General features: G+C 62.0%; 22 protein-coding genes. 2 read left to right on the top strand and 20 right to left on the bottom strand.

All coding sequences use genetic code 11. The features are described from left to right. Positions 1 to 22: 22 nt before the first annotated feature. Positions 23 to 457, top strand: coding sequence for a thioredoxin TrxC (gene trxC / locus APH27_RS06280; protein ID WP_060484293.1), 435 nt, complete (start codon positions 23 to 25; stop codon positions 455 to 457). Here trxC and APH27_RS06275 read toward each other — a convergent pair. Together APH27_RS06275 and APH27_RS06270 are read right to left on the bottom strand one after the other, a co-directional pair. Next, positions 454 to 1227: a ParA family protein gene (locus tag APH27_RS06275; protein WP_027921010.1), complete on the bottom strand. Its 774-nt coding sequence runs from the start codon at positions 1225 to 1227 to the stop codon at positions 454 to 456. The two genes, trxC and APH27_RS06275, sit on opposite strands and share 4 nt — an antisense overlap. Positions 1228 to 1323: 96 nt before the next feature. Beyond that, on the bottom strand, positions 1324 to 2223 hold the full coding sequence (locus APH27_RS06270; protein WP_060484292.1) for a LysR family transcriptional regulator: 900 nt from the start codon (positions 2221 to 2223) through the stop codon (positions 1324 to 1326). Positions 2224 to 2387: 164 nt separating this feature from the next. Between APH27_RS06270 and APH27_RS06265 the strand changes: the two genes are divergently transcribed. Further along, positions 2388 to 3572, top strand: a complete 1185-nt coding sequence (locus APH27_RS06265) for an MFS transporter (RefSeq protein ID WP_256250556.1) — start codon at positions 2388 to 2390, stop codon at positions 3570 to 3572. Between the two features lie 10 nt (positions 3573 to 3582). On the opposite strand, the gene APH27_RS06260 is transcribed toward APH27_RS06265, so the two are convergent. The 18 genes from APH27_RS06260 to gltB form a co-directional block, all read right to left on the bottom strand. Next, positions 3583 to 4053: a type II secretion system protein M gene (locus APH27_RS06260; RefSeq protein WP_060484290.1), complete on the bottom strand. Its 471-nt coding sequence runs from the start codon at positions 4051 to 4053 to the stop codon at positions 3583 to 3585. After that, positions 4050 to 5162 carry a type II secretion system protein GspL gene (gene gspL, locus APH27_RS06255; protein WP_060484289.1) on the bottom strand — a complete coding sequence of 371 codons (1113 nt, stop codon included), beginning with the start codon at positions 5160 to 5162 and terminating at the stop codon, positions 4050 to 4052. The genes APH27_RS06260 and gspL overlap by 4 nt, the downstream gene beginning before the upstream one ends. Beyond that, entirely contained in the window at positions 5155 to 5988 is an 834-nt protein-coding gene (locus tag APH27_RS06250; protein WP_060484288.1) for a general secretion pathway protein GspK, read from the bottom strand. The genes gspL and APH27_RS06250 overlap by 8 nt, the downstream gene beginning before the upstream one ends. A 20-nt stretch (positions 5989 to 6008) precedes the next feature. Next, positions 6009 to 6587, bottom strand: coding sequence for a type II secretion system minor pseudopilin GspJ (gene gspJ, locus APH27_RS06245; protein WP_060484287.1), 579 nt, complete (start codon positions 6585 to 6587; stop codon positions 6009 to 6011). After that, complete coding sequence (gspI, locus tag APH27_RS06240) at positions 6574 to 6957, bottom strand: type II secretion system minor pseudopilin GspI (RefSeq protein WP_060484286.1); 384 nt, start codon at positions 6955 to 6957, stop codon at positions 6574 to 6576. The genes gspJ and gspI overlap by 14 nt, the downstream gene beginning before the upstream one ends. Further along, on the bottom strand, positions 6935 to 7399 hold the full coding sequence (gspH, locus tag APH27_RS06235) for a type II secretion system minor pseudopilin GspH (protein ID WP_060484285.1): 465 nt from the start codon (positions 7397 to 7399) through the stop codon (positions 6935 to 6937). Before gspH ends, gspI begins: the two co-directional genes overlap by 23 nt. Next, positions 7396 to 7842: a type II secretion system major pseudopilin GspG gene (gene gspG / locus APH27_RS06230; protein ID WP_060484284.1), complete on the bottom strand. Its 447-nt coding sequence runs from the start codon at positions 7840 to 7842 to the stop codon at positions 7396 to 7398. The genes gspH and gspG overlap by 4 nt, the downstream gene beginning before the upstream one ends. Position 7843: 1 nt before the next feature. Beyond that, a complete protein-coding gene (gene gspF / locus APH27_RS06225; RefSeq protein WP_060484283.1) occupies positions 7844 to 9049 on the bottom strand; it encodes a type II secretion system inner membrane protein GspF in 1206 nt (401 codons plus the stop codon). Positions 9050 to 9051: 2 nt separating this feature from the next. Next, positions 9052 to 10503 carry a type II secretion system ATPase GspE gene (gene gspE, locus APH27_RS06220; protein WP_060484282.1) on the bottom strand — a complete coding sequence of 484 codons (1452 nt, stop codon included), beginning with the start codon at positions 10501 to 10503 and terminating at the stop codon, positions 9052 to 9054. Then, entirely contained in the window at positions 10500 to 12341 is a 1842-nt protein-coding gene (gspD, locus tag APH27_RS06215; protein ID WP_060484281.1) for a type II secretion system secretin GspD, read from the bottom strand. The genes gspE and gspD overlap by 4 nt, the downstream gene beginning before the upstream one ends. Further along, positions 12338 to 12745 (bottom strand): hypothetical protein, encoded by a 408-nt coding sequence (locus APH27_RS06210; protein ID WP_060484310.1) that lies wholly within the window; start codon positions 12743 to 12745, stop codon positions 12338 to 12340. The genes gspD and APH27_RS06210 overlap by 4 nt, the downstream gene beginning before the upstream one ends. Before the next feature lie 89 nt (positions 12746 to 12834). Next, on the bottom strand, positions 12835 to 13347 hold the full coding sequence (locus APH27_RS06205; protein WP_060484280.1) for a cytochrome b: 513 nt from the start codon (positions 13345 to 13347) through the stop codon (positions 12835 to 12837). 54 nt (positions 13348 to 13401) lie between these two features. Continuing rightward, positions 13402 to 14871: an N-acetylglucosamine-binding protein GbpA gene (gene gbpA, locus APH27_RS06200; protein ID WP_256250555.1), complete on the bottom strand. Its 1470-nt coding sequence runs from the start codon at positions 14869 to 14871 to the stop codon at positions 13402 to 13404. A gap of 120 nt (positions 14872 to 14991) precedes the next feature. After that, complete coding sequence (locus APH27_RS06195; RefSeq protein ID WP_027921005.1) at positions 14992 to 15339, bottom strand: NirD/YgiW/YdeI family stress tolerance protein; 348 nt, start codon at positions 15337 to 15339, stop codon at positions 14992 to 14994. A gap of 66 nt (positions 15340 to 15405) precedes the next feature. Beyond that, positions 15406 to 15945, bottom strand: coding sequence for a cytochrome b (locus tag APH27_RS06190; RefSeq protein ID WP_060484279.1), 540 nt, complete (start codon positions 15943 to 15945; stop codon positions 15406 to 15408). A gap of 140 nt (positions 15946 to 16085) precedes the next feature. After that, the gene (gene hemE / locus APH27_RS06185; protein ID WP_060484278.1) at positions 16086 to 17150 is read right to left on the bottom strand and encodes a uroporphyrinogen decarboxylase; all 1065 of its coding nucleotides are present in this window, start codon (positions 17148 to 17150) and stop codon (positions 16086 to 16088) included. A gap of 194 nt (positions 17151 to 17344) precedes the next feature. Then, positions 17345 to 18763, bottom strand: a complete 1419-nt coding sequence (locus APH27_RS06180; protein ID WP_060484277.1) for an FAD-dependent oxidoreductase — start codon at positions 18761 to 18763, stop codon at positions 17345 to 17347. Between the two features lie 106 nt (positions 18764 to 18869). Then, positions 18870 to 23315 (bottom strand): glutamate synthase large subunit, encoded by a 4446-nt coding sequence (gltB, locus tag APH27_RS06175; protein WP_060484276.1) that lies wholly within the window; start codon positions 23313 to 23315, stop codon positions 18870 to 18872. Positions 23316 to 23619: the final 304 nt, after the last annotated feature.

Here is a 23619-nt window from a genome sequence, read left to right as displayed (position 1 = left end):
CAAAAAACTCAAGGAATCAAAAATGTCCGACCCACTGGTAATCCCCTGCCCTCACTGCAACGGTCTCAACCGCCTGCCCGCAGAGCGCCTGGGTGACGCCCCGAAATGCGGCCGCTGCAAACAGGACGTACTGCTGAGCCAGCCCTTCGAACTCGGCGAAGCCAATTACGCCAGCCAGATCAAGGGCGACCTGCCGCTGCTTATCGACGTCTGGGCTGATTGGTGCGGCCCGTGCAAATCATTCGCCCCGACCTTCGAACAGGCCGCCCGCCAGCTCAGCGGCCGCTGCCGCCTGGCCAAGCTCGACAGCGAAGCCAACCGCAACCTCGCCGGGCAACTGGGCATCCGCTCGATCCCCAGCCTGATTCTGTTCAAGAACGGCCGCGAAATCAGCCGCCAGGCCGGGGCGTTTCCACTCCAGTCTTTGCTGGAGTGGCTGCGTAGCCAAGGGGTCTAAGCGCTCTCTTCGAGCAGCGAATGCAGCTCCACAAACTGCTGGGTCAGCTTGTGCCGTGGTTCCAGGTGGATCAACGGCAGGCTGGCGTGGTGCGATTCACGCATCTTCACTGAGCTGCCCAGGTACACCGGCAGCACCGGCAGCCCCTCGGCCAACAGCTCGTCGAGCATCTGCTGGGGCAGGCTGGCGCGGGACTGGAACTGGTTGACCACAATGCCTTCGACCATCAGGCCTTCGTTGTGGTCGTCCTTGAGCTCTTCGATTTCGGCCAGCAGGCCGTAGAGCGCCTGGCGCGAGAAGCTGTCACAGTCGAAGGGGATCAGCACACGATCAGCCGCGATCAACGCGGAAACCGCATAGAAATTGAGAGCCGGCGGTGTGTCGATGTAGATCCGCTCGTAGTCTTCGTCCAGCTCGTCGAGCAACTTACGCAGCTTGTTGATCTTGTGCTTGGCCTCCAGCTTCGGCTGCAGGTCGGCCAGTTCCGCCGTGGCCGTGACCACGTGCAGGTTGTCGAACGGGGTTTCGTAGATATCGACCTTGTTCTTCTTGCTGAACGGCCCGCTGGACAGGCTTTGCTTGAAGAAATCGGCGATACCCATGGGGATATCGTCGCCGGTCAGGCCGGTCAGATACTGGGTCGAGTTGGCCTGGGCGTCCAGGTCGATCAGCAAGGTCCGATAACCTTCGCTGGCGCTCACTGCCGCCAGGTTGCAAGCGATGCTCGACTTGCCCACGCCACCTTTCTGATTGAACACCACGCGCCGCATGATTGACCTCCGTGTATCAACGAATGCCCGAGTATGTGGCGGCGACGCGGCTATGGCCAGTGCCATTTGCCCATTAGCCGGCACAAGGTGCAAACATCACCCCTGGCCAGCCATCAACCCCGTCAGCAACTCGGCGAACGCCCGGGCCATCGCCGAGCCACCCCGCTCGCGCTGCACCAGCCATACCGCCGACATCGCCCCTTCATCCAACAGCGTGCGGTACACCACGCCTTCGATGCGCATGCGCTGGAACGACGCGGGCAGCACCGAGACCCCCAACCCCGCCGACACCAGGCCGATGATGGTCATCGCCTCCCCTGCCTCCTGAGCAAAGTGCGGGCTGAAGCCGGCCTGGCGTGCCAGGCTCAGCAGCTGCGCATGCAACCCGCTGCCATAGCTGCGCGGGAAGAACACGAACGGTTCATGGGCCAGGGCGGCCATGTACACGCCATGCTCCGTGCCTTCGGCCAACGGATGCGAGGCATTGATCACCGCCACCAGCGGCTCACGGAACAGCTCGGTGGCCACCAGACCCTCCGGCAGCGGCATCGGCCGCATCAGCCCGACCTCGATGGACTCGTCAAACACCGCTTCGGCGACATCCCGGCTGCTCATTTCCTTGAGGTTCAGGTGCACTGCCGGGAAGCGCTGGCGAAAGGCATGGATGGCCTTGGGAATCTTCGAGGTGAACGGCGCCGACGACGTGAAGCCGATCTTCATCTCGCCCAGCTCACCCAACTGCGCGCGCCGCGCCACATCGGCCGCCTTCTCTACCTGTGCCAGCACCTGGCGCGCCTCTTCGAGGAACAATCGGCCAGCCTCGCTCAGCTCGACCCGACGATTGGTCCGCTCGAACAGGCGAGCACCCAGCTCCTGCTCCAATGCCTGGATCTGCTGGCTCAAGGGCGGCTGGGAGATGCCAAGTTGCTGGGCCGCGCGGCCGAAGTGCAACTCTTCGGCAACGGCGATGAAGTAACGCAAATGGCGCAGTTCCATGATCGGCTCCAATTAGGTCGCTTAACGTCTTAAATAGGTCGAACAATATATTGGATCTAATCATTAGCCAGCTATATGCTTTTTTCATTGCGCCAGAGGTACCGCCCGTGAAAACTGCTGTAGCCCCCCTTCCTGCTGACCCAGAACCTGCCCCCCTGAACGAAATGTGGATCGAGAAAGGCACCCCCGCCTTCATGAAGACCGTGCTGGCCCTGTTCAGCGGCGGCTTCGCCACCTTCGCCCTGCTGTACTGCGTGCAGCCGATGATGCCGCTGCTGTCGAAAGAATTTGCCATCAATGCGGCACAGAGCAGCCTGGTGTTGTCGGTTTCCACCGCCATGCTGGCGTTCGGCCTGTTGATCACCGGCCCCATTTCTGACCGCATCGGACGCAAGCCGGTGATGGTCTTTGCCCTGGTTTGCGCCGCCCTCTCCACCCTGGCCAGCGCGGTAATGCCAAGCTGGGAGCTGGTACTGGCCACTCGCGCCCTGGTGGGCCTGTCGCTGAGCGGCCTGGCGGCGGTGGCCATGACCTACCTGAGCGAAGAGATCCACCCGCAGCACATCGGCCTGGCCATGGGCCTGTATATCGGCGGCAACGCCATTGGCGGCATGAGCGGACGGCTGATTACCGGCGTGCTGATCGACTTCGTCAGCTGGCACACGGCGATGCTGACCATCGGTGGCCTGGCCCTGGTCGCCGCACTGGTGTTCTGGAAGGTGCTACCTGAATCGCGCAACTTCCGCCCGCAGATGATGAGCCCGCGCAGCCTGCTGGATGGCTTTGTCATGCACTTCAAGGATGCCGGCCTACCGTGGTTGTTCCTCGAAGCCTTCCTGCTGATGGGCGCCTTCGTGACACTGTTCAACTACATCGGCTACCGCTTGCTGGCCGAGCCTTATCACATGAACCAGGCGCTGGTCGGTTTGCTGTCGGTGGTCTACCTGTCAGGTATCTACAGCTCGGCGCAAGTCGGCGCGCTGGCGGACAAGCTGGGACGGCGCAAGGTGTTCTGGGCCAGTATCGTGGTGATGGCAGGTGGCTTACTGATGACCCTGGCCAGCCCGCTGCCGATGGTGATCGTGGGTATGCTGGTGTTTACCTTCGGCTTCTTCGGCGCGCACTCGGTGGCCAGCAGTTGGATCGGTCGCCGGGCGCTTAAGGCCAAGGGGCAGGCGTCGTCACTGTACCTGTTCAGCTATTACGCCGGATCGAGCGTGGCGGGTACTGCGGGTGGGGTGTTCTGGCACCAGTGGGGCTGGAACGGGATCGGGCTGTTTATTGGCAGCTTGCTGGCGGTGGCGTTGCTGGTGGCGTTGCACTTGAGCAAGCTGCCTCCCAAGGCATAGGCGCCCGTGCTCATGCTTCCGGCAGCGCCATGACCAAGCGCGCCTGAAGCAGCTCGCCTTCGGCTTGCAACTGGATGTTCAGCGCTTCGCCACCGTCTTGCTCCAGTACGTGCAGCCAGGCCAGTACTGCGGCGACGGGCCCCTCCAGGCCGACATCCACCTGCGCAGCCTTCGCTTCCAGGCTAACGATGTGGACCCCTGCCGCCTTGGCACGCTCATTCAGCACAGCCGGTGTCAGCAACTCGACGGCGTCTGTCGACCGGCGCGGCCCCTGTACAATTCGCTGCAATATGGCAGCCAGCTCATGCTCACGCGCCAGCGCTTGTTCCGCTTGCTGCATGCGGGCCTGCCCTGGCAACCAGAGAAGCTGGCAGATCACGATCGACAGCAAGCCCCACACCGCTGCATTCAACAGCGCACGCCGGCCTGCTGGTATCTCTTTCCACTGGCGAACCCATGCATGCTCGTTGAGATGTTTCATTCTGCCTCCTGCCAGGCGAGGGTTGCCCGCACACCCTGGTCAGTCTGTCGCCCCTGTTCCATGCGCATGCCGGCAACACGCCCACCCAGTCGTTCGAGATCGTCAAAACCTTGAGCGATGACTTCGACACGCCAGCCCTGCCCGGCTGTCGTTTCCGCTCGCTCAATCACCAGATTGCCGCTGCTGACCAACTGCTCGGAGAACTGCGCGAGCTGCTCCACAGCAGTCGATTGCCTGGGCATGTGTTCCAACAACCGGATTTGCGTGGCTAAATCGCTTCCGGCCAGCTGTTCAGGCGCCCCGTGTTGCAGCACCCGAAGATTGTCAGTGCGCTGCAGGGATGCCTGACGCAACAACCATTCGGTTCGCCAGTAATCGACCAGGCAAACCATCAGCAATGCCAACACCACACTACCTGCCATCGCTTGCCATGCCGGCGTCTTGCGCCGTCGATACAAGCCCCCCTGGCACAGGTCCACTGCACCCGTTTTACCCTGCACCAGCAGCTCCACAGCACTGTCGACCTCCTGATCGCAGCAGTCCGCACCAATTGCCCCTGCCTCGCCTATCCAGGATATCGACGCATGGTTCTGCTTCAGTACCTGAGCAGCCTGGGCACTGACAGCCAGACGCGCACCTTCGGTGCCTCCCAGCAACCAGCGCCCCTCGAACCACAGGGCACACGCCTGTGCGGCACTCAGCAGGTCAGCATCGACGTGCACCGCGACCGGGTCGATACCCTGCTCATGCAACAGCGACATCAACGGACGCAAGCGTTCCAGCGCTATCACCAGTACCTTTCGCCGTCCCTCATCATCCTCTGGCCCAAACGCCAGGTGAGAGGCCTCCAAAGGTGCTGCCAAATGCTCTTCGGCCGCATAGCTCAATACCTCCCGGCTGGGGCGCTTGCCCGGCACTGGCCCGACCCTGCAGTAGCTCGCAAGCTCCATCGGCAAGACAAGCACCACACCAGCATCGGCCAATGCTGGCGGCAGGTTGGCCAACGTCGACCGATAAAGCTGCGCCTGCGCTGTACGCACAAGGACCGGCCATGTCCCGTCGGCTGCGGCCAGACCCTCCGCCAGTAGAAACAGGTAAACATCACTCATCTGGCGTTTGCTCCGGCTGTGCAGAAAAAACACGACGCAACACACGCACCTGATGCGTGTTCAGGTCGATCTCAAGGTCGCTGTAAAGGTAACCAAGATGGCCTGCCAGCGCTGCACGTACCTCCAAGCGGTACCAGCGGCTGGTCACTGAAAGACCATGGCTGTCGATGCCAAGACCGACCAGACGCGGTTGCGCAAGAAACTGCTGAACGCTGGCAAAGCCCTCTTCAGGCCGTTCGACTATCAAACTCCGGGCCGTGGATGCTTCCACGCCTTCAAGGCCTTCGAGCACCTGCGCCAAAGCGGTGTTGACGTTGAGCCCCGCATTCGCAGGCAACGCCACGACCCATGGCCGCAGGCGTGTCATCACTTCATCATCAACCCCTGGCAGGGCGCGCAACTGGCTAGGGTCGAGCATGCGTTGGCCTGCCAGGGAATCCAGCACTGGCGCCTCGATCTGCAGCGCTCGGCACAACTGCTGCCAACGCTTTAGCAGGACAGGGTCGAGAGGTTTCCGTGCGGTCAGCGCAGCGATGTTGAAACGCCCGGAAAGGTCTTCCAGACGCAGGCGGACCTGCCCCTGCTCAAGGCCCAGCAACCGGGCTTGCGCCCAAGGCTGACCGCCATGGGTCACTTGCAGCAGGGTTGCAGCCTGCTGTTTCAGTTGCATCAAAGCCTGGCGTTCCCCGGCATGCGCCAACTGCAGCAAACGCGAGGCATCGATTTGCTGCCTGACGCTACCGAGCATGCCTTGATGGCTACGCAACATGTTGGCAACTAGCACCGTCAGCAGCGCCATGACCAACAGCACGGTGATTAGCGCCACGCCCCTCTGCCGAGCGTTCTTCACAGACTTGCCCCCGCCATTGGCAGCACGCGACGTATGCCCTGGAAGCGCTGCGTCGAAAATGTGATCTCGAGCGCCTGTGGCGGCTGCGCAGCCGTCCAGCTGGAAACCCAGCCACCCTCTGCGCCATACATTCGCCAGCGCAACGCCACAATACCATCGAGCACGCGCTGCGGCCGTACCTGCCCATGCTCCAGAGTACGCCGCTGCCGCCACAGCACACCGTCCTCCAGCCAGTACTCGACAACCCTCAGATCGCTGCGTGGCAGGGGCTGCCGGTCACGCTCGGCACCCAGCAACCAGCTGACCCGGTATGGCGTCAAGGCAATGCCGTGGCCCGCACCATGCTTGCCGCTCGCGGGCCAATACCCTTGCAGTGCATCCCGCTGCATCACACTCATTGCCCGCCCCAGCGCACGCAACTCGTCGGCGTGGGCCTGGCGCGCGGCATCGGCCCGGGTGAATGCCGCCAGCAACTGGCTGGTGCCTGCCGCCAACAAGGCAAAGATGGCGACGGCCAGCAACAACTCCAGCAGGGTAAAACCGCGTTGGCTACAGGCTGGCTTAGGGCGCGGCATCAGCAACCTCCAGCCAGCCCACCGTGTGATGAAGCGTCTGCTGATCCGACGCCAAACCGACAGTCACGATCACTTCGACGAGGGGCGCATCGGCCAGCGAATGCCTTACCTCGACCAACCACCAGGCACGCTCATCGAACCGGACCTCGAGCGTGCGCCGCTGTGCAGCCACAGGCGCGTGCAGACGCAGTTCAGCCAGGTGGTTATCGGCGATCCAGCTGGCGAACAGCCGGTCACGCACGCCCTGCGACTGTTCCAGCACATGCTGGCTGGCGGTCATCACAGCTGCAGCCAGCACGGCAAAAACAGACAGCGCCACCAGTACTTCCAGCAACGTAAACCCGCGTTCAACGTTCGAGCCAGGGGTCATTGAGGCCATCACTTGATACTTGGGCCAGGCTGACGCCCGCCTCATGGAATGACAACGAAAACGGGGTGTGCTCGTCGCTACGGGAAAACACCAGCTGCGCAGTGCCTTCCGGCTTGCCGGTCATCACTGCCAGCCCGTCGATCTCAAGGCGCAGGTCCAGCCCGGTGTCCCGGCGCTGCCCCTGCGCTGCCACGCTGTGCCCCTCACCCTTCACTAGCTGATAGCCGCGGGGGTCGACGTGCACAGCCAAATCCCGCCCCTCCAGGACCGCCTGCTGCCTGGCGTATTGGACCAGTTGCAGAAACAGGACGGCTTCCTGCCGCGCCAACCGTTGGGGGCCCTGCCCCACCTGTAGCCCGGCCATGGCCAGGACGACGCCAACCAGCAGCAGCACCAGCATGATTTCAAGCAGGGTGAAGCCTCGCGACCGGCGCTGCCTCATTCGTCCCAGTTACCGATATCGGCATCCGCGTCTTCACCCCCGGGCTGGCCGTCGGCCCCCAAAGAGAACAAGTCGTACCCCTGGCCTGATCGCGTACCTGGGTTGGCGTACTGATAAGGTGCTCCCCACGGGTCCATCGCCTGACGCTTGAGGTAACCCTGGGCGCTCCACTGCCGGGGCAGTGGCGCCAGGGTTGGGCGCCGGACGAGCGCCTCCAGGCCTTGAGCCGTGGTGGGGTAGCGCCCATTGTCCAGGCGGTAGATTTCCAGTGCTGTGGCAATGGACTGGATATCGGTACGCGCTGCGGTGAGCTTGGCGTGGTCCGGGCGGCTCATCACATTGGGCAGCACCAAGGCACCGAGTACCCCCAGGATGATCACCACCACCATGATTTCAATCAGCGTGAAACCGCGTTGCGCGCGGCGTGCAAAGCCGTAGGACATATCAGTTGACCAGTTGGTTGAGGTTGAGAATGGGCAGCAGGATGGCCAGCACGATGAACAGCACGATGCCGCCCATCACCAACAGCATCAGGGGTTCACACAGGCTAACCAGGAGGGTTATACGACCTGCCAGTTGCCTGGCTTGAAGATTGGCGGCACGTTCCAGCATGCCGTCCAGCTCCCCGGCACGCTCGCCACTGGCGATCATGTGCAGCATCAGGGCGGGCATGGTCTCGCTGCGTGCCAGGCTATGGGCCAGCGTTGCGCCTTCGCCTACTGCACGCACAGCGGCTTGCAAGCGTTCGCGAAGAACCAGGTTGCCCACCACACCTGCCGCGATGTTCATGGCATCGACCAGCACGACGCCGCTGCGCCCCAGAATTGCCAGGGTGCTGATGAAACGTGCGGCTTCACTGGCCAGCACAAAACCGGCGTAACCGGGTATGCGCAGGACCATGGCATGCCATTGCCTTCGTCTGGCGGGTTTGCGTAACAGCAAGACGACCGCTGCAGCGCCTGCCAGCATCACCAGCAAGGCCAACAGCCCAAAGCGGCCGAAGGCATCGCTGAGTGCGATCAGCACCTGCGTTGCCAGTGGCAACTGTGCCTGGTCGCGGGCAAATGCCTGCACCACGTCCGGCACCACATAGCCAAGCAGAAACCCCACCACCAGCAGTGCCACGACCGTCAGGATCAAGGGGTAAAGCATCGCCAACTGCACTTTCTGGCGCAGTGCCCGCTGTTCCTCGCCATGCTCAGCCAGCCGCTCCAGTACGCCGGCGAGGTGCCCTGAACGCTCCGCCGCCTCGACCGTAGCGCGGTAGACCAACGGGAATGCCGATGGGTAATGTGCCAACGCATCGGCAAAGGTATTACCTTCGCAGACCCGCTCAGCCACACCAAGCAACACCTGCCTGACCAGACGCTGGCCGCTCTGCGCAGCCACCGCCTGCAATGCTTCAGTCAGCGGTATGCCGGCCTGCAACAGCGTTGCCAGCTGCCGGGTCAGCAGGCAGCGCTGCACGAGGGAAAGGCGGTTGCGTGCAACCTGCGCGGCAAACAGCGACGGTTGTAACTCTTCGATCATCAATACCGACCAGCCCTGCTCGCGCAACTGCTGTCGGGCGTGGCGTGCACTGGCTGCCTCCAGCGTGCCGCGCTGACGTGTGCCATCGATGCGCTGAGCCCGATACCGGAAAACCGCCATGCTCAATCCTGGCCGGTGACGCGCAGCAGTTCCTCGACACTGGTCTGTCCTTGGCAGACACGCTCAATGCCGTGCTGAAACAAGCTGATCGACTGCGGGGACAGCAATGCCCGCATCTGTGCCAAGGATGCGCGGGCGTGAATAGCCTGTGCCAGCTGCGGGGTGATCACGACCATTTCGTGCAAAGCCACACGCCCGCTGTAACCCAGCTGGCACAGCTCACAACCAACAGCCTGGTAAAGCTGCCGCGGTAAGTCATCGGGATTGCCCAATGCAGCGGCCATGGCGTCATCCACCTCGCACGCGACCTTGCAGTGCGGGCACAACACTCGCACCAACCGTTGGGCCATGACACCGGCAAGCGATGAGGCGAGCAAGCAAGTATCCACCCCCATATCCGCCAACCGCATGATGGCGCCCAGTGCACTGTTGGTATGCAGGGTCGACAGCACCAGATGGCCCGTCAGCGATGCCTGCACGGCAATTTCAGCGGTTTCCCTGTCACGGATCTCACCCACCATCACGACGTCCGGGTCCTGCCGCAGGATCGCCCGCAGCCCGCGGGCAAAGGTCATCTCGACTTTGCTGTTGACCTGAGTCTGGCCGATGCCCGGCAAGTGATATTCGACCGGGTCTTCGACGGTAAGGATGTTGCGCGACTCACGGTTCAGTACCGATAACGCCGTATACAACGTGGTGGTCTTGCCAGAACCAGTGGGGCCGGTCACCAGGAAAATGCCATGGGGCTTGTCCAGCAATGCAAGGAAAGCCTTCTGGACAGAGGGCTGCATCTGCATGTGTTGTATGTCCAGGCGGACCGCCTGCTTATCCAGCAAGCGCATCACCACCCGCTCCCCATGGGCCGCAGGCAAGGTGGACACACGCACATCCACCTCATGGCCTGCCAGCCGCAAGCTGATGCGGCCATCCTGTGGCACACGTTTTTCGGCGATGTCCAGGCGCGCCATGACCTTGATGCGCGATACCAGCAGTGCCGAGAGCGCCCTGGGCGGCGCGAGCACTTCGCGCATGACACCATCGATGCGCATGCGAACACGTAACTGCTGCTCGAAGGTTTCCAGGTGGATATCGGAAGCGCGTGACCTGACCGCTTCGCTGAGCAACGCATTGAGCAGCCGGATGATCGGCGCATCGTCCTGTTGATCGAGCAGGTCACTGGCCTGCGGCAAGCCCTCAGCCAAGCGTGACAGGTCGATGTGTTCATCCAGCTCCTGGATAACCGACTGTGCCGCATCCTGGGCGCCGCCATAGCAACCGGCCAGGTGGATGGCAAACACGTCATCGTCCACCAGCCGCAGCGGAAAATGCTGCCCGACCACGCGCAACGCTTCGGAAAGCGACTCCAGCGAAGCGCCATTGCGCATCAGCAACGTGTGGCGGTCAAGCAAAATGCCAAAGCGCCGGGCAAAGCCGAATGGAATCATGTCGCTCACCGGCCAGCTTCCTCGCCCATCGGTGCAGGACGCGCCTCGAACATTTGGCGCGGGTCTTTCGGTACTCGTGCCGGGTCGGACGCCTGTACCTCGCCATAGGCGCGGCGACCCGACTCGATCAGGTCTTGCTGGGTACGCAAGACGGTAGGCCTCAGGAACACCATCAGATTGGTCTTCTCCTGAGTGTCCCGGGTCCAGCGGAACAGGCCACCGAGCAGCGGGATGCGGCTTAGCAACGGTACACCGCGCTGCTCTGTCCGCACGCTGTCCTTGATGAGGCCGCCGATCACGATGATCTCGCCATCCGCAGCCAGGATGGTGCTCTTGAGCGTCCGCTTGCTGGTGATCAGGTCACCGTCGACTGTGCCAGGTGCCAGTTCGGAGCTTTCCTGCTCGACTTCAAGGCGCAAACTCCTGCCCTCATTGATGTGCGGGCGCACCTTCAGGCTAATACCGATGTCCTTGCGTTCCACGGTCGTGAACGGGTTGTCTGCGCCACTCCCTGATGTGGTGTACGAGCCCGTCTTGAAGGGCACGTTCTGCCCCACCAGGATCTGCGCCTCCTGGTTGTCTAACGTGAGCAGGCTGGGGGTGGACAGCAAATTGCTGCGGGTGTTGCTGGCCAACGCGGAGACCAGCAGGCGGAAACGGTCAGACCCCAAAGCCAGTGCCGCACCGCTCGGCAGTGCCTTATCCGCACCCAACAGGTCAGCCCACGCCACACCGCTGTCGGGGAATGTCACGCCGCCTTTAAGGCTGCCTGAATCTATCCCCCACTGCAGCCCCAAGGCTTCATTGATATCCCCGCTGACCTCGACGATTGCCGCATGAATCAGCACTTGCGCGCGTGGCTGGTCGAGTTGCTCGATGATCTGTACCACATCCCCCAACGTCTGGGGCTCGCCCAGAAGCACCAGCGCATTCTGGCTGACATCGGCCTTGACCATGGCCCCTGCTGCAAGTGGCTGGCCCAAGGTCTCAGTACCTGCCTTGCCATCCAGCCGTTTGCCCACTTCACTGAGCACCTCAGCCAGTTGCTCGGCATTGCCATGCTGAAGGCGCACAACTCGCCAGTTCTGCGAACTGGCGGGCGCAGGTACATCCAGCTCGCGGGCCAGGCGGGCAAGGCGCTGCCGGGACTTTTCCGGGCCGAGTATCAACAGGCGGTTGCTGCGCGAGTCGGATAGCACCCGCACACCACTGTCCGGGCCACCCGCCGAAGCCTCTACCACAGGCAACACATCCACGGCCTGTGCAGTACGCAAGGTCACCAGCTCATAATCATGACGTTGACCGCTGTCCAGTTGCGCCACCAGGCTTTGCAGGCGCTCCAGGTTTGCAGCCGAATCGGTAACGACCAATGCATTGGCCGAACTGGACGGGCCAATGTAACCGTTGCTGGACACCAACGGCCTCAGCAAGCCCGCCAAGTCAGCGGCAGTGCTACCGGACAAGCTGAACACGCGCGTTGTGAATGCGGCAGGAATGGCATCAACCTGCTGGTTGGCCCAGGCTTTTGCTTCACTCGCCGGCAGCACCAGCAAGCGATCGCCATCGTTTACCGCGGCGAACCCTTGCGCATTCAGCACCGAGTAGAACAGCCGGCGCACACCTTCACGATCGTGCGCTTCATTGGACAGGACGGTAATCCGGCCCTGCACGCGCGGGTCGAGCACAATCGTCTGATCAAGAATGGCCCCGACTTCGCGCACCACATCGCGCACATCGGCATCACTCATCGCCAGTTGCCAGGTCGGCGCATCAGCCAGGGCCAGCGGGCAGGTCAAAATCAGACAGGTCCTGAACAAGGCCACCCGTAGAAAGCGTTGAAATGTCATTGCACCTCCCGCAGCAGGCGGGGTGAATCGGCAGAGGCGGGACCACGCACAGGGGTACTGCCCGATTGAACGAAGACGTTGGCGCGGCTGCCGGACAAGGCCAGTGTTCGCTCGCGCTCACCGTCCCAAAGGGTGATGGACCGCACGTCGATGCGACGCAACACGCTGCCGCCCGGCATACGGTCGCCCACCTGGTACAGGCTTTCACCCTCGCGGCTTGCAACCAGCGCACGGGGGTGGCCCAGGCTCGGGATGAAACATGCCTTGAGCACCAGTTCGGCCTGGCCGGCAGCCTGGCCGATAGGTGCGCTGTAACCAAACGCCAGTGCCAAGGTTGCCGTGGGTAATGGCTGCTGGACGGTCGGTGCGGGGGCGACCTGCTCCTGCCCGACACGCTCAGCCATGGGGCGAGTTGTTTCCCGCACGACAAGGAAGACAATCGCCAGCAGGGGGGCCGCCACGCAGGACAAGATCGAAAACAGCTTCATAGGGCTCAGGGCAACATCCGGCGAAGCACCCGCCGCCCAGAACACTCGTGCAGCATGACGGCCCCGACATGCAGCGCCACAACCATGGTCAGCACCACGTTGGCTGCAACATGCAGCTTCAGCCAGGCACTGAGCCATGACGGGTCGCTGATCAACGGCGAGATGGCAAACCATCCAAACACGTCGATTGCGCGGTCCATCATCAGTACGCCAGATAACAGCACCAGCGCTGTCAGCCAGTACATGCCCTCGTGTACAGCATGGGCAGCCCGGCGCGCTCGAGGGTTCTCATTCAGCGCACCCGGCCTGGCCTTGACCCATCGCACCAGCCAGCGCAGCAAGAAAATCGGGATGAACAGCGTGGTCAGCCCGACATTCACGAAACCGACCAGATGGGCAGTGGCGGGTTCGACATCAAAGCCGGAAACATAAAAGCCACTGAGCAGCGCCCAGCCGATCACCAAGGCAGAGACCCAGTGCAACAGGATCTGCTGCCAGCAATATTTGTGTACTTGCATCGAAAATACCGTGTTGTGCCCTGGCAGCTACTCCAGCTGCCAAGGCCCATTCCTTCAGCGCTTGATCCAGGCGTCTTGCCAGTGGCTGCCTACACCAGGCTCATATTGGGTGGCACTTGCCGAATAGCTCTTGCACCAGCCCTCGAACGGGAACGGCTTGCACTCGAACACTTCCCCCGTCTTCGGTTGCAGGACACGTGTACCGGCCTTGTAGCTTGCAATCGATTGAGGGAAGACGAAGTCGTGGCCTTCGCCACCCGCAGCCTTCAGCTGAACCGTGCGCTCCTCCTGCAGCAGGATGCGCCCGGCCTTATTCACGCCGACCACCTTGAGCAGGTGCTCACCTGCCACGGTGTCCGCCTGCAGCATCATTGGACGGGTGGTGGCGTCCACGTCCTGGCGAGTGAAGCCGACTTGCTGGTTGGCACTGTCGAACAGCCGCGCGCTAACCTGCAAATTGCGGTTGGTCATCACTGTGAAGTCCAGGTTCGCCTTACCGTCTGTCAGTGTGTACTCAGGCTTCAGGTCATGCAGGTGCAGGTAACTGTCATCGACCGGCACGCCCTCGAAGTCCAGTTGATAACTGCTGATGCCCGTCTCAGGCTTGGCGAAGATGCTGTTGCTGCCCTGAACCGGCTTGATGTTACCGTCGCCATCCAGGAGGCCCGCCTGGACCAAGGACTGGGTTTCATTGATGCGCTTGGCAAGCTTGTAGGACCAGTTCGGCGCCAAGCCTTCCTCGGCATTCTCGATAGCCACGGTGACACTGTATTGCGGGCTTTCCGAACCGGCGATAAAGGCACGGGCCTTGACCTTGTCACCTACCTGCAGGTCCCGATGCGGATTGATAGTGCCGACCTGCGGCCACTCAGGCGCCGGGCCACCTTCGGCCTGAATATCGACATCCATGACGTTATAGAAAGCTGCTGCGGTATCACCTACGGTCCAGACACCCAAAATGACATGATGCCCTGAACGATCAGCAGGCAACGTGCATTGATGCTTTTCGAGTGCAGGCCCTTTCATGGGCTGCCCCTCACCACGCGCAGGCTTACCATGGCCATCAACTTCGCAGAAAGGCACCAACTCGAATGATTCACGGCTCAACGCCGCATTGGGGTTCCAACCATTTTTGGTGATGAAATATTCCCACTTGGTCGTAACGTGCCCAACTTCGTAGTACCAGTCGAACGCGACTTGCCGGTTTGTTATAGGGGTCAAGTGCCAACGGCCAGCCGATTGTTCGTCAACCGGCGCAAAGTCTGGGCGTACACCACCACTCGCTAGCTCGCCATCAGCAGGGCCGCGTGCTGGAAAGCCTTTTTCAGCTTCGCCCACGGATTGTGGCTCGTACATGGGCTGACCACACCCGGTGTTAAGCCCTAAACGGCAGGCATATGCCCGAGACGGCGGCTCACTGGCATAGCCATGCGCACTGGCCATTTGGGCATGCATGCCCAACCCGGCAATTGCCAGCCACGCGCTGCTGGCAACAACCCTTCGTAGATGCTTTCGTGTACTCATGACGCACTCCAAACTGCTGAGCTTGCGTCGGGGGCTCCCGACCAGAGTACGTCACTCTAATAATGCGAAAGGCTACAAAATATAGGAAGATTCCTACGAATAAGCAGGTATCTTCATGGATCAGTTGATAATCTCGACAATATCGACATCCACCTCACGGCTCATCAAGTGCTTCTCCACTTCACCGGTCAGCTTGACCTTGGTCTTGTCGTTGAACGGCGTTGGTGGCAGGTCTTCGTCATCGATCTCGACCGTAATGGTGCCGGAGTTGTCCTTGAACTCGTACTTGTCGTCGTTGTTGATCTTCTTGGTCACAAAACCTTGCAGCACAACCGGAGTGTCATCGGCAGCGTCGTTGGCTGCGGCAACGGTGGTAACCGGCTGAGCACCGGGGCCGGTATAGCCAGCAGCGAAGGCAGCGCTGCTGAGCAGCGGGGCGAGGATCAAAGCAAGGTAGCGGGCGGTCATGTCGAGCAATCCTGTGTCGGTGTCTGATTGGCCCACGATAACCGCCTTGGCTGAAGTAAAGCTTAATCAGTGCCCACTAAACCACATCCGCCACAACACCGAGCGACCGGCCAGTTGATGCTTGATGACCGCACCAATATGCAAAACGATCAGCGCGAACAACAGCCCCAGCGAGAAGAAATGCACCTGCACCCATGCCGCACGCCACGCATGTTCGCTGAACAAGGCCGGGACGTGCAGCACGCCAAAGGCACTCAGATCCTCATCTATGATCAGCACACCAGTCACCAGCACCAAAGCGATGGCCCCATATAAAGCAAGGTGCACCACCTGGGCAAGCAACTGCTCATAACGCCTGCCCGCGTGTGCAGACGGACCGGGAATGGCCATGCGCACCACACAACGCACGATGAATACGGGAATCAACAAGAGGCTGATTGAAATATTGAAGTCGGCCATCGCCGCCTTACGCGACGGGCTCACCTCAAACAATGCCAGGTACGCCCCGCTGCACATGACCCACAAGATGATGGCCGCCGAAAGCCAGTGCAACACCACCTGCGGCCAGGCATATCGTATGCGGGGATTGGTAAGGGATAAGGGCATCGTAAACCTCCAGACAAAGCACTCGGCAGTGATAGAGAGGTTGGGCGATGCGTCAGGGCAGGTATGTAAGAATCGCCCTTTACGGCTGAGTGAATCGTAGGAGCCCGCTGGCCCTTAGCGACCAGCGGAGCTATGCGGGGTCAGGCGTGATACTGCGCCGACAGTTCGTGCACGGCGTTGATGAACACGCCAGCGTGCTCCGGGTCGACCTCCGGGGTAATGCCATGGCCGAGGTTGAACACGTGGCCGGTACCCTTGCCATAGCTGGCCAGAATGCGCGCCACTTCCTGGCGAATAGCCTCCGGCTTGGCGTACAGCACAGTCGGGTCCATGTTGCCTTGCAGTGCCACTTTGTCACCCACGCGGCGGCGGGCGTCGCCGATCTCGCAGGTCCAGTCCAGGCCCAGTGCGTCGGCACCGGCCTCGGCGATGCTTTCCAGCCACAGGCCGCCATTCTTGGTGAACAGGATCACCGGCACCTTGCGCCCTTCATGCTCGCGGATCAGGCCGCTGACAATCTTGCGCATGTAGGCCAGGGAGAATTCCTGATAGGCCGCCGCCGACAGGTTGCCGCCCCAGGTATCGAAGATCTGCACGGCCTGGGCGCCAGCGAGGATCTGGCCATTGAGGTAGCTGGTGACGGACTGAGCCAGCTTATCCAGCAGCAGGTGCAGGGCTTGCGGGTTGTCGTAGGCCATGGCCTTGGTCTTGCGGAAGTCCTTCGACGAACCGCCTTCGACCATGTAAGTGGCCAAGGTCCACGGGCTGCCAGAGAAACCGATCAGCGGCACGCGGCCATTGAGCTCGCGGCGGATGGTGCTGACCGCGTCCATGACGTAGCCGAGGTCTTTTTGCGGATCAGGGATCGGCAGCGCTTCGATATCGGCCGGGGTACTGATGGCCTTCTTGAAACGCGGGCCTTCGCCGGTTTCGAAGTACAGGCCCAGGCCCATGGCATCAGGGATGGTGAGAATGTCCGAGAACAGGATCGCCGCGTCCAGCGGGTAGCGGTCCAGCGGCTGCAGGGTAACCTCGCAGGCGAACTGCGGGTTCATGCACAGGCTCATGAAATCACCGGCCTTGGCGCGGCTAGCGCGGTACTCCGGCAAGTAGCGGCCGGCCTGGCGCATCATCCAGACTGGGGTAACGTCTACGGGTTGCTTGAGCAGTGCACGCAGGAAACGATCGTTCTTCAGGGCAGTCATGTCGGCATCCGGAAAAATAGTGCGGGCATTTTCTCAGACGCCAGCGCAAAAGGCACGGTCAAGACCATGCGTTTTGTCTATTGGGTGCTACAGATCAAGCGTTTTTGTATACAAAATCATCGCGGGCAAGCCCGCTCCCACAGGGTTATGTGCAAAACCTCTGTGGGAGCGGGCTTGCCCGCGAATGCGATGGATCAGACTTCGAGGTAGTCCAGGATACCTTCGGCAGCGTTACGGCCTTCGAAGATCGCAGTCACCACCAGGTCCGACCCCCGCACCATGTCGCCACCGGCGAACACTTTCGGGTTGCTGGTCTGGTGCTTGAACTTGGCTTTCTCCGGCGCCACCACGCGGCCCTGGCTGTCCAGCTGGATGCCATGTTGCTCGAACCACGGTGCCGGGCTCGGGCGGAAGCCGAAAGCAATCACCACGGCGTCGGCCGGCAGGATTTCTTCGGAGCCCGGGATCGGCTCGGGACTGCGGCGGCCACGGGCATCCGGCTCGCCGAGACGGGTCTCGACCACCTTCACACCTTCGACCTTGTCCTCACCGACGATGGCGATAGGCTGGCGGTTGTAGAGGAACTTGACGCCCTCTTCCTTGGCGTTCTTCACCTCTTTGCGCGAACCCGGCATGTTGGCTTCGTCACGGCGATAGGCACAGGTCACCGACTTGGCGCCCTGGCGGATCGAGGTGCGGTTGCAGTCCATCGCAGTGTCGCCACCGCCCAGCACCACGACCTTCTTGCCCTGCATGTCGACGAAGTCTTCCGGCGATTTCTCGAAGCCGAGGTTGCGGTTGACGTTGGCGATCAGGAAGTCCAGCGCGTCGTGCACGCCTGGCAGGTCCTCACCCGGGAAACCGCCCTTCATGTAGGTGTAGGTGCCCATGCCCATGAACACGGCGTCGTATTCGGCGAGCAGCTGCTCCATGGTGATGTCCTTGCCCACCTCGGTGTTCAGGCGGAACTCGATACCCATGCCAGTGAAGACTTCGCGGCGATTGCTCAGCACAGTCTTTTCCAGCTTGAACTCGGGGATACCGAAGGTCAGCAGGCCGCCGATTTCCGGGTTCTTGTCGAACACCACCGGGGTCACGCCGCCACGCACCAGCACGTCGGCGCAGCCCAGGCCGGCAGGGCCGGCGCCGATGATCGCGACGCGCTTGCCGGTTGGCTTGACCTTGGACATGTCCGGGCGCCAGCCCATGGCGAAGGCGGTGTCGGTGATGTACTTCTCGACCGAGCCGATGGTCACCGCACCGAAACCGTCGTTCAGGGTGCAGGCACCCTCGCACAGACGGTCCTGCGGGCATACACGGCCGCACACTTCCGGCAGGGTGTTGGTCTGGTGCGACAGTTCGGCCGCAGCCAGGATGTTGCCTTCGGACACCAGCTTCAACCAGTTGGGGATGAAGTTGTGTACCGGGCACTTCCATTCGCAATACGGGTTACCGCAGCCCAGGCAGCGGTGTGCCTGCTCTACGGACTGCTGCGGCTTGAACGGTTCGTAGATTTCCACGAACTCCTTCTTGCGCTGGCGCAGGAGCTTTTTCTTCGGGTCCTTGCGGCCCACTTCGATGAACTGGAAGTCGTTGTTCAGACGTTCAGCCATTTTTCAAAACCTCTTTACCGCAGTTGCCAGCCTCAGGCTGCAAGCTGCAAGACGATCACTTGAGCACGACGGGCCCCGCGCACGGGGCCGTCACTTGCAGCTGTTCTTACTGCGGGTTGGCACGGGTGCTGGACAACAGTTGCTTGAGGTTGGCCGCCTTCGGCTTGACCAGCCAGAAGCGCCGCACGTAGTCGTCCAGGTTCTCGAAGAGCTCACGCCCCCACTCGCTGCCGGTCTCTTCCACGTATTCGCCAAGGACCCGCGCCAGGTGGCTGCGGTAGGCTTCCATCGCCTCACCACTGATACGCTGGATTTCCACCAGCTCGTGGTTGAGCTTGTCGACGAAGCTGTTGTCCATGTCGAGCACGTAGGCGAAGCCGCCAGTCATGCCAGAACCGAAGTTGTAACCGGTCTTGCCCAGAACGCAGACAAAGCCGCCGGTCATGTATTCACAGCAGTGATCGCCAGTGCCCTCGACAACAGCGTGGGCGCCGGAGTTACGCACAGCGAAGCGCTCGCCTGCGGTGCCGGCGGCGAACAGCTTGCCGCCCGTGGCGCCATACAGGCAGGTGTTGCCGACGATTGCGCTGTGCTGGGTTGCGAACGGGCTGCCAGCTGGCGGCACGATGGTGACCTTGCCACCGGTCATGCCTTTGCCGACGTAGTCGTTGGCGTCGCCTTCCAGGTGCAGGTTCAGGCCACCGGCGTTCCACACGCCGAAGCTCTGGCCAGCAGTACCCTTGAAGCGGAAGGTGACCGGCTTGTCGGCCATGCCCTGGTTGCCGTACAGCTTGGCGATTTCACCCGAGATGCGGGCACCGATGGAGCGGTCGCAGTTGCAGATGTCGAGGCTGAATTCGCCACCGGCCTGATCGCGGATCGCCGGCAGGGCCATCTCGACCATCTTCTCGGCCAGCTCGCCCTTGTCGAACGGCGGGTTCTTGTCGACTTCGCAGAACTGCGGCTTGTCGGCCGGGATGTGCGAGCTGCCCAGCAGCGGGGTCAGGTCCAGGTACTGCTGGCGTTCGGTATCGCCTGGCAGCACGTCGAGCAGGTCGGTACGGCCGATCAGCTCGCCGAGGCTGCGCACGCCCAGCTTGGCCAGCCACTCACGGGTTTCTTCGGCGACGAAGGTGAAGAAGTTGATCACCATGTCGACGGTGCCGATGTAGTGATCCTTGCGCAGCTTCTCGTTCTGGGTGGCCACGCCGGTGGCGCAGTTGTTCAGGTGGCAGATGCGCAGGTACTTGCAGCCCAGGGCGATCATCGGCGCGGTGCCGAAACCGAAGCTCTCGGCGCCGAGGATGGCCGCCTTGATCACGTCCAGGCCGGTTTTCAGGCCGCCGTCGGTCTGTACACGTACCTTGCCGCGCAGGTCGTTGCCGCGCAGGGTCTGGTGGGTTTCGGCCAGGCCCAGTTCCCACGGGGCGCCGGCGTACTTGATCGAGGTCAGCGGCGAAGCACCGGTACCACCGTCGTAACCGGAGATGGTGATCAAATCGGCATAGGCCTTGGCCACGCCGGCGGCGATGGTGCCAACGCCAGCTTCAGCCACCAGCTTGACCGAAACCAAGGCCTGCGGGTTGACCTGCTTGAGGTCATAGATCAGCTGAGCCAGGTCTTCGATCGAGTAGATGTCGTGGTGCGGTGGCGGCGAGATCAGGGTCACGCCTGGTACCGCGTAGCGCAGCTTGGCGATCAGGCCGTTGACCTTGCCGCCTGGCAGCTGGCCGCCCTCGCCGGGCTTGGCGCCCTGGGCAACCTTGATCTGCAGCACTTCGGCGTTGACCAGGTATTCCGGGGTCACGCCAAAGCGGCCAGTAGCCACCTGCTTGATCTTCGAGCTTTTGATGGTGCCGTAACGCGCCGGGTCTTCACCGCCCTCACCGGAGTTGGAGCGTGCGCCCAGGCGGTTCATCGCCTCAGCCAGGGCTTCGTGAGCCTCTGGCGACAGCGCGCCCAGCGAGATCCCGGCGGAGTCGAAGCGCTTGAGGATGGCCTCCAGCGGCTCGACCTGGTCCAGCGGCAGGGCCTCGTCGGCCACCTTTACTTTCAGCAGGTCACGGATCATCGACACCGGGCGTTGGTCGACCAGCGTGGTGTATTCCTTGAACTTGGCGTAGTCGCCCTGCTGCACGGCGGCCTGCAGGGTGTTGACCACGTCCGGGTTGTAGGCGTGGTATTCGCCACCGTGGACGAACTTCAGCAGGCCACCTTGCTGGATCGGCTTGCGCGCACTCCAGGCTTCGGCTGCCAGCAGCTTCTGGTCACCTTCGAGGTCGACGAAGCGCGCACCTTTGATGCGGCTGGACACGCCCTTGAAGCTCAGGCCGACCACTTCCTCGGCCAGGCCCACGGCTTCGAACAACTGGGCGCCGCGGTACGAGGCGATGGTGGAGATACCCATCTTCGACAGGATCTTCAGCAGGCCCTTGGAGATGCCTTTGCGGTAGTACTTGAAGACTTCGTCCAGATCCCCCAGCACTTCGCCGGTACGGATCAGGTCGGCCAGTACTTCATAGGCCAGGTACGGGTACACGGCCGAGGCACCGAAGCCCAGCAGCACGGCGAAGTGGTGCGGGTCACGGGCAGTAGCGGTTTCGACCAGGATGTTGCTGTCGCAACGCAGGCCCTGCTCGGTCAGGCGGTGGTGCACGGCACCCACGGCCAGCGAAGCGTGCACCGGCAGCTTGCCCGGGGCAATGTAACGGTCGCTCAGCACCAGCTGGGTCTTGCCGCTACGCACGGCTTCTTCAGCCTGGTCGGCAATGTTGCGGATGGCCGCCTGCAGGCCGACGCTCTCGTCATAGTTGAGGTCGATCAGCTGGCGGTCGAAGCCTTCGCGCTCCAGATTCATCAGCGAACGCCACTTGGCGGGCGAGATGACCGGCGAGCTGAGGATAACCCGCGAAGCGTGCTCCGGGGATTCCTGGAAGATGTTGCGCTCGGCGCCCAGGCAGATTTCCAACGACATGACGATCGCTTCGCGCAGCGGGTCGATCGGCGGGTTGGTCACCTGAGCGAACTGCTGGCGGAAGAAATCGTACGGCGAACGCACGCGCTGCGAAAGCACGGCCATTGGCGTGTCGTCACCCATCGAGCCGACCGCTTCCTGGCCCTGCTCGCCGAGTGGGCGCAGGACCTGGTCACGCTCTTCGAAGGTGACCTGGAACATCTTCATGTACTGCTTGAGCTGGTCAGCATCGTAGCTGGCCGCGCCCTGGTCATCGGTCAGGGTCGCCTGGATGCGCAGGGCGTGCTGACGCAGCCAGCGCTTGTACGGGTGGCGCGACTTCAGACGGTTGTCGATGGCGTCAGTGTCGAGAATCTGGCCGGTTTCGGTGTCCACGGCGAGGATCTGACCCGGGCCGACACGGCCCTTGGCCAGAACTTCCTCAGGCTGGTAGCCCCACACGCCGATTTCAGAGGCGATGGTGATGTAGCCGTTGGTGGTCGTCACCCAGCGCGCCGGGCGCAGGCCGTTACGGTCGAGCAGGCACACCGCGTGGCGGCCTTCGGTCATGACGATACCGGCCGGGCCATCCCACGGCTCCATGTGCATGGAGTTGTACTCGTAGAAGGCGCGCAGGTCGGCGTCCATGGTCTCGACGTTTTGCCAGGCTGGCGGCACCAGCATGCGCACGCCGCGGAACAGGTCGATGCCGCCGGTCACCATCAGCTCGAGCATGTTGTCCATGCTCGAGGAGTCGGAACCGACGCGGTTGACCAGCGGGCCGAGTTCTTCGAGGTCGGGGATCTGGTCGTTGGCGAACTTGGTGCGACGGGCCATGGCCCAGTTGCGGTTGCCGGTGATGGTGTTGATCTCGCCGTTGTGGGCGAGGAAGCGGAACGGCTGCGCCAGCGGCCATTTCGGCAGGGTGTTGGTAGAGAAGCGCTGGTGGAACACGCAGATCGCGGTCTGCAGGCGCTCGTCACCCAGGTCTGGATAAAACGCCGCGAGATCGCGCGGCATCATCAGGCCTTTGTAGATGATGGTCTTGTGCGAGAAGCTGCAGATGTAGTGGTCGGCGTCGTGGGCGTTGGCCACGGACGAACGGCGACGGGCACTGAACAGCTTGATGGCAAATTCCTGATCGCTCAGGCCTTCACCGCCGATGAACACCTGCTCGATCTGCGGCAGGCGCTCCAGGGCCAGACGACCGAGCACGCTGGTGTCGATCGGGACCTTGCGCCAGCCGACCAGCTTCAGGCCGGCTGCAACGATTTCGCGGTCCATGTTGGCGCGAGCGGCTTCGGCTTTGACCGGGTCCTGGTTGAAGAACACCATGCCGACGGCGTACTGCTTGGGCAGTTCGACAGCAAAGTGTTCCTGGGCCACGGCACGCAGGAATTGATCGGGCTTCTGCATGAGCAGACCGCAACCGTCACCGGTCTTGCCGTCGGCGTTGATACCGCCGCGGTGGGTCATGCAGGTCAGTGCCTGCATGGCAGTTTGCAGAAGGTGGTGGCTCGGTTCGCCCGTCATATGGGCGATCAGGCCAAAACCACAGTTGTCCTTGAATTCTTCGGGATGGTACAGACCTGTTTTCATAGACACTTTCTCACCAGGTTCACCTCTCAACCGGAGGCAAATCTCTTTTATGTACAACCACTTACCATCCACGCCGATCAAACGCCAGCTTTTTTGCGGTGGCCATGGAAAACCATTGTTGCACAGCGACAGTCCTACCCACAAATTTTCATGTCTCACCATTGAAAATTTATGTCGCATTTTTGAATGTTTTTGCGCCACTAGCCGTGATAGCGGCTTGGCTCGAGTCTGAAGCGTTTCAGCCATGACTGCAACTGAGGCTTGTGGCCGGCAGTCTGGGACAGAAAAGCCTGCCGCGCTCGGG

The organism is Pseudomonas sp. NBRC 111123 (genome assembly GCF_001320205.1).
In the GTDB taxonomy this organism is placed as follows: domain Bacteria; phylum Pseudomonadota; class Gammaproteobacteria; order Pseudomonadales; family Pseudomonadaceae; genus Aquipseudomonas; species Aquipseudomonas putida_J.
This window is presented reverse-complemented; position numbering and strand designations above follow the sequence as displayed.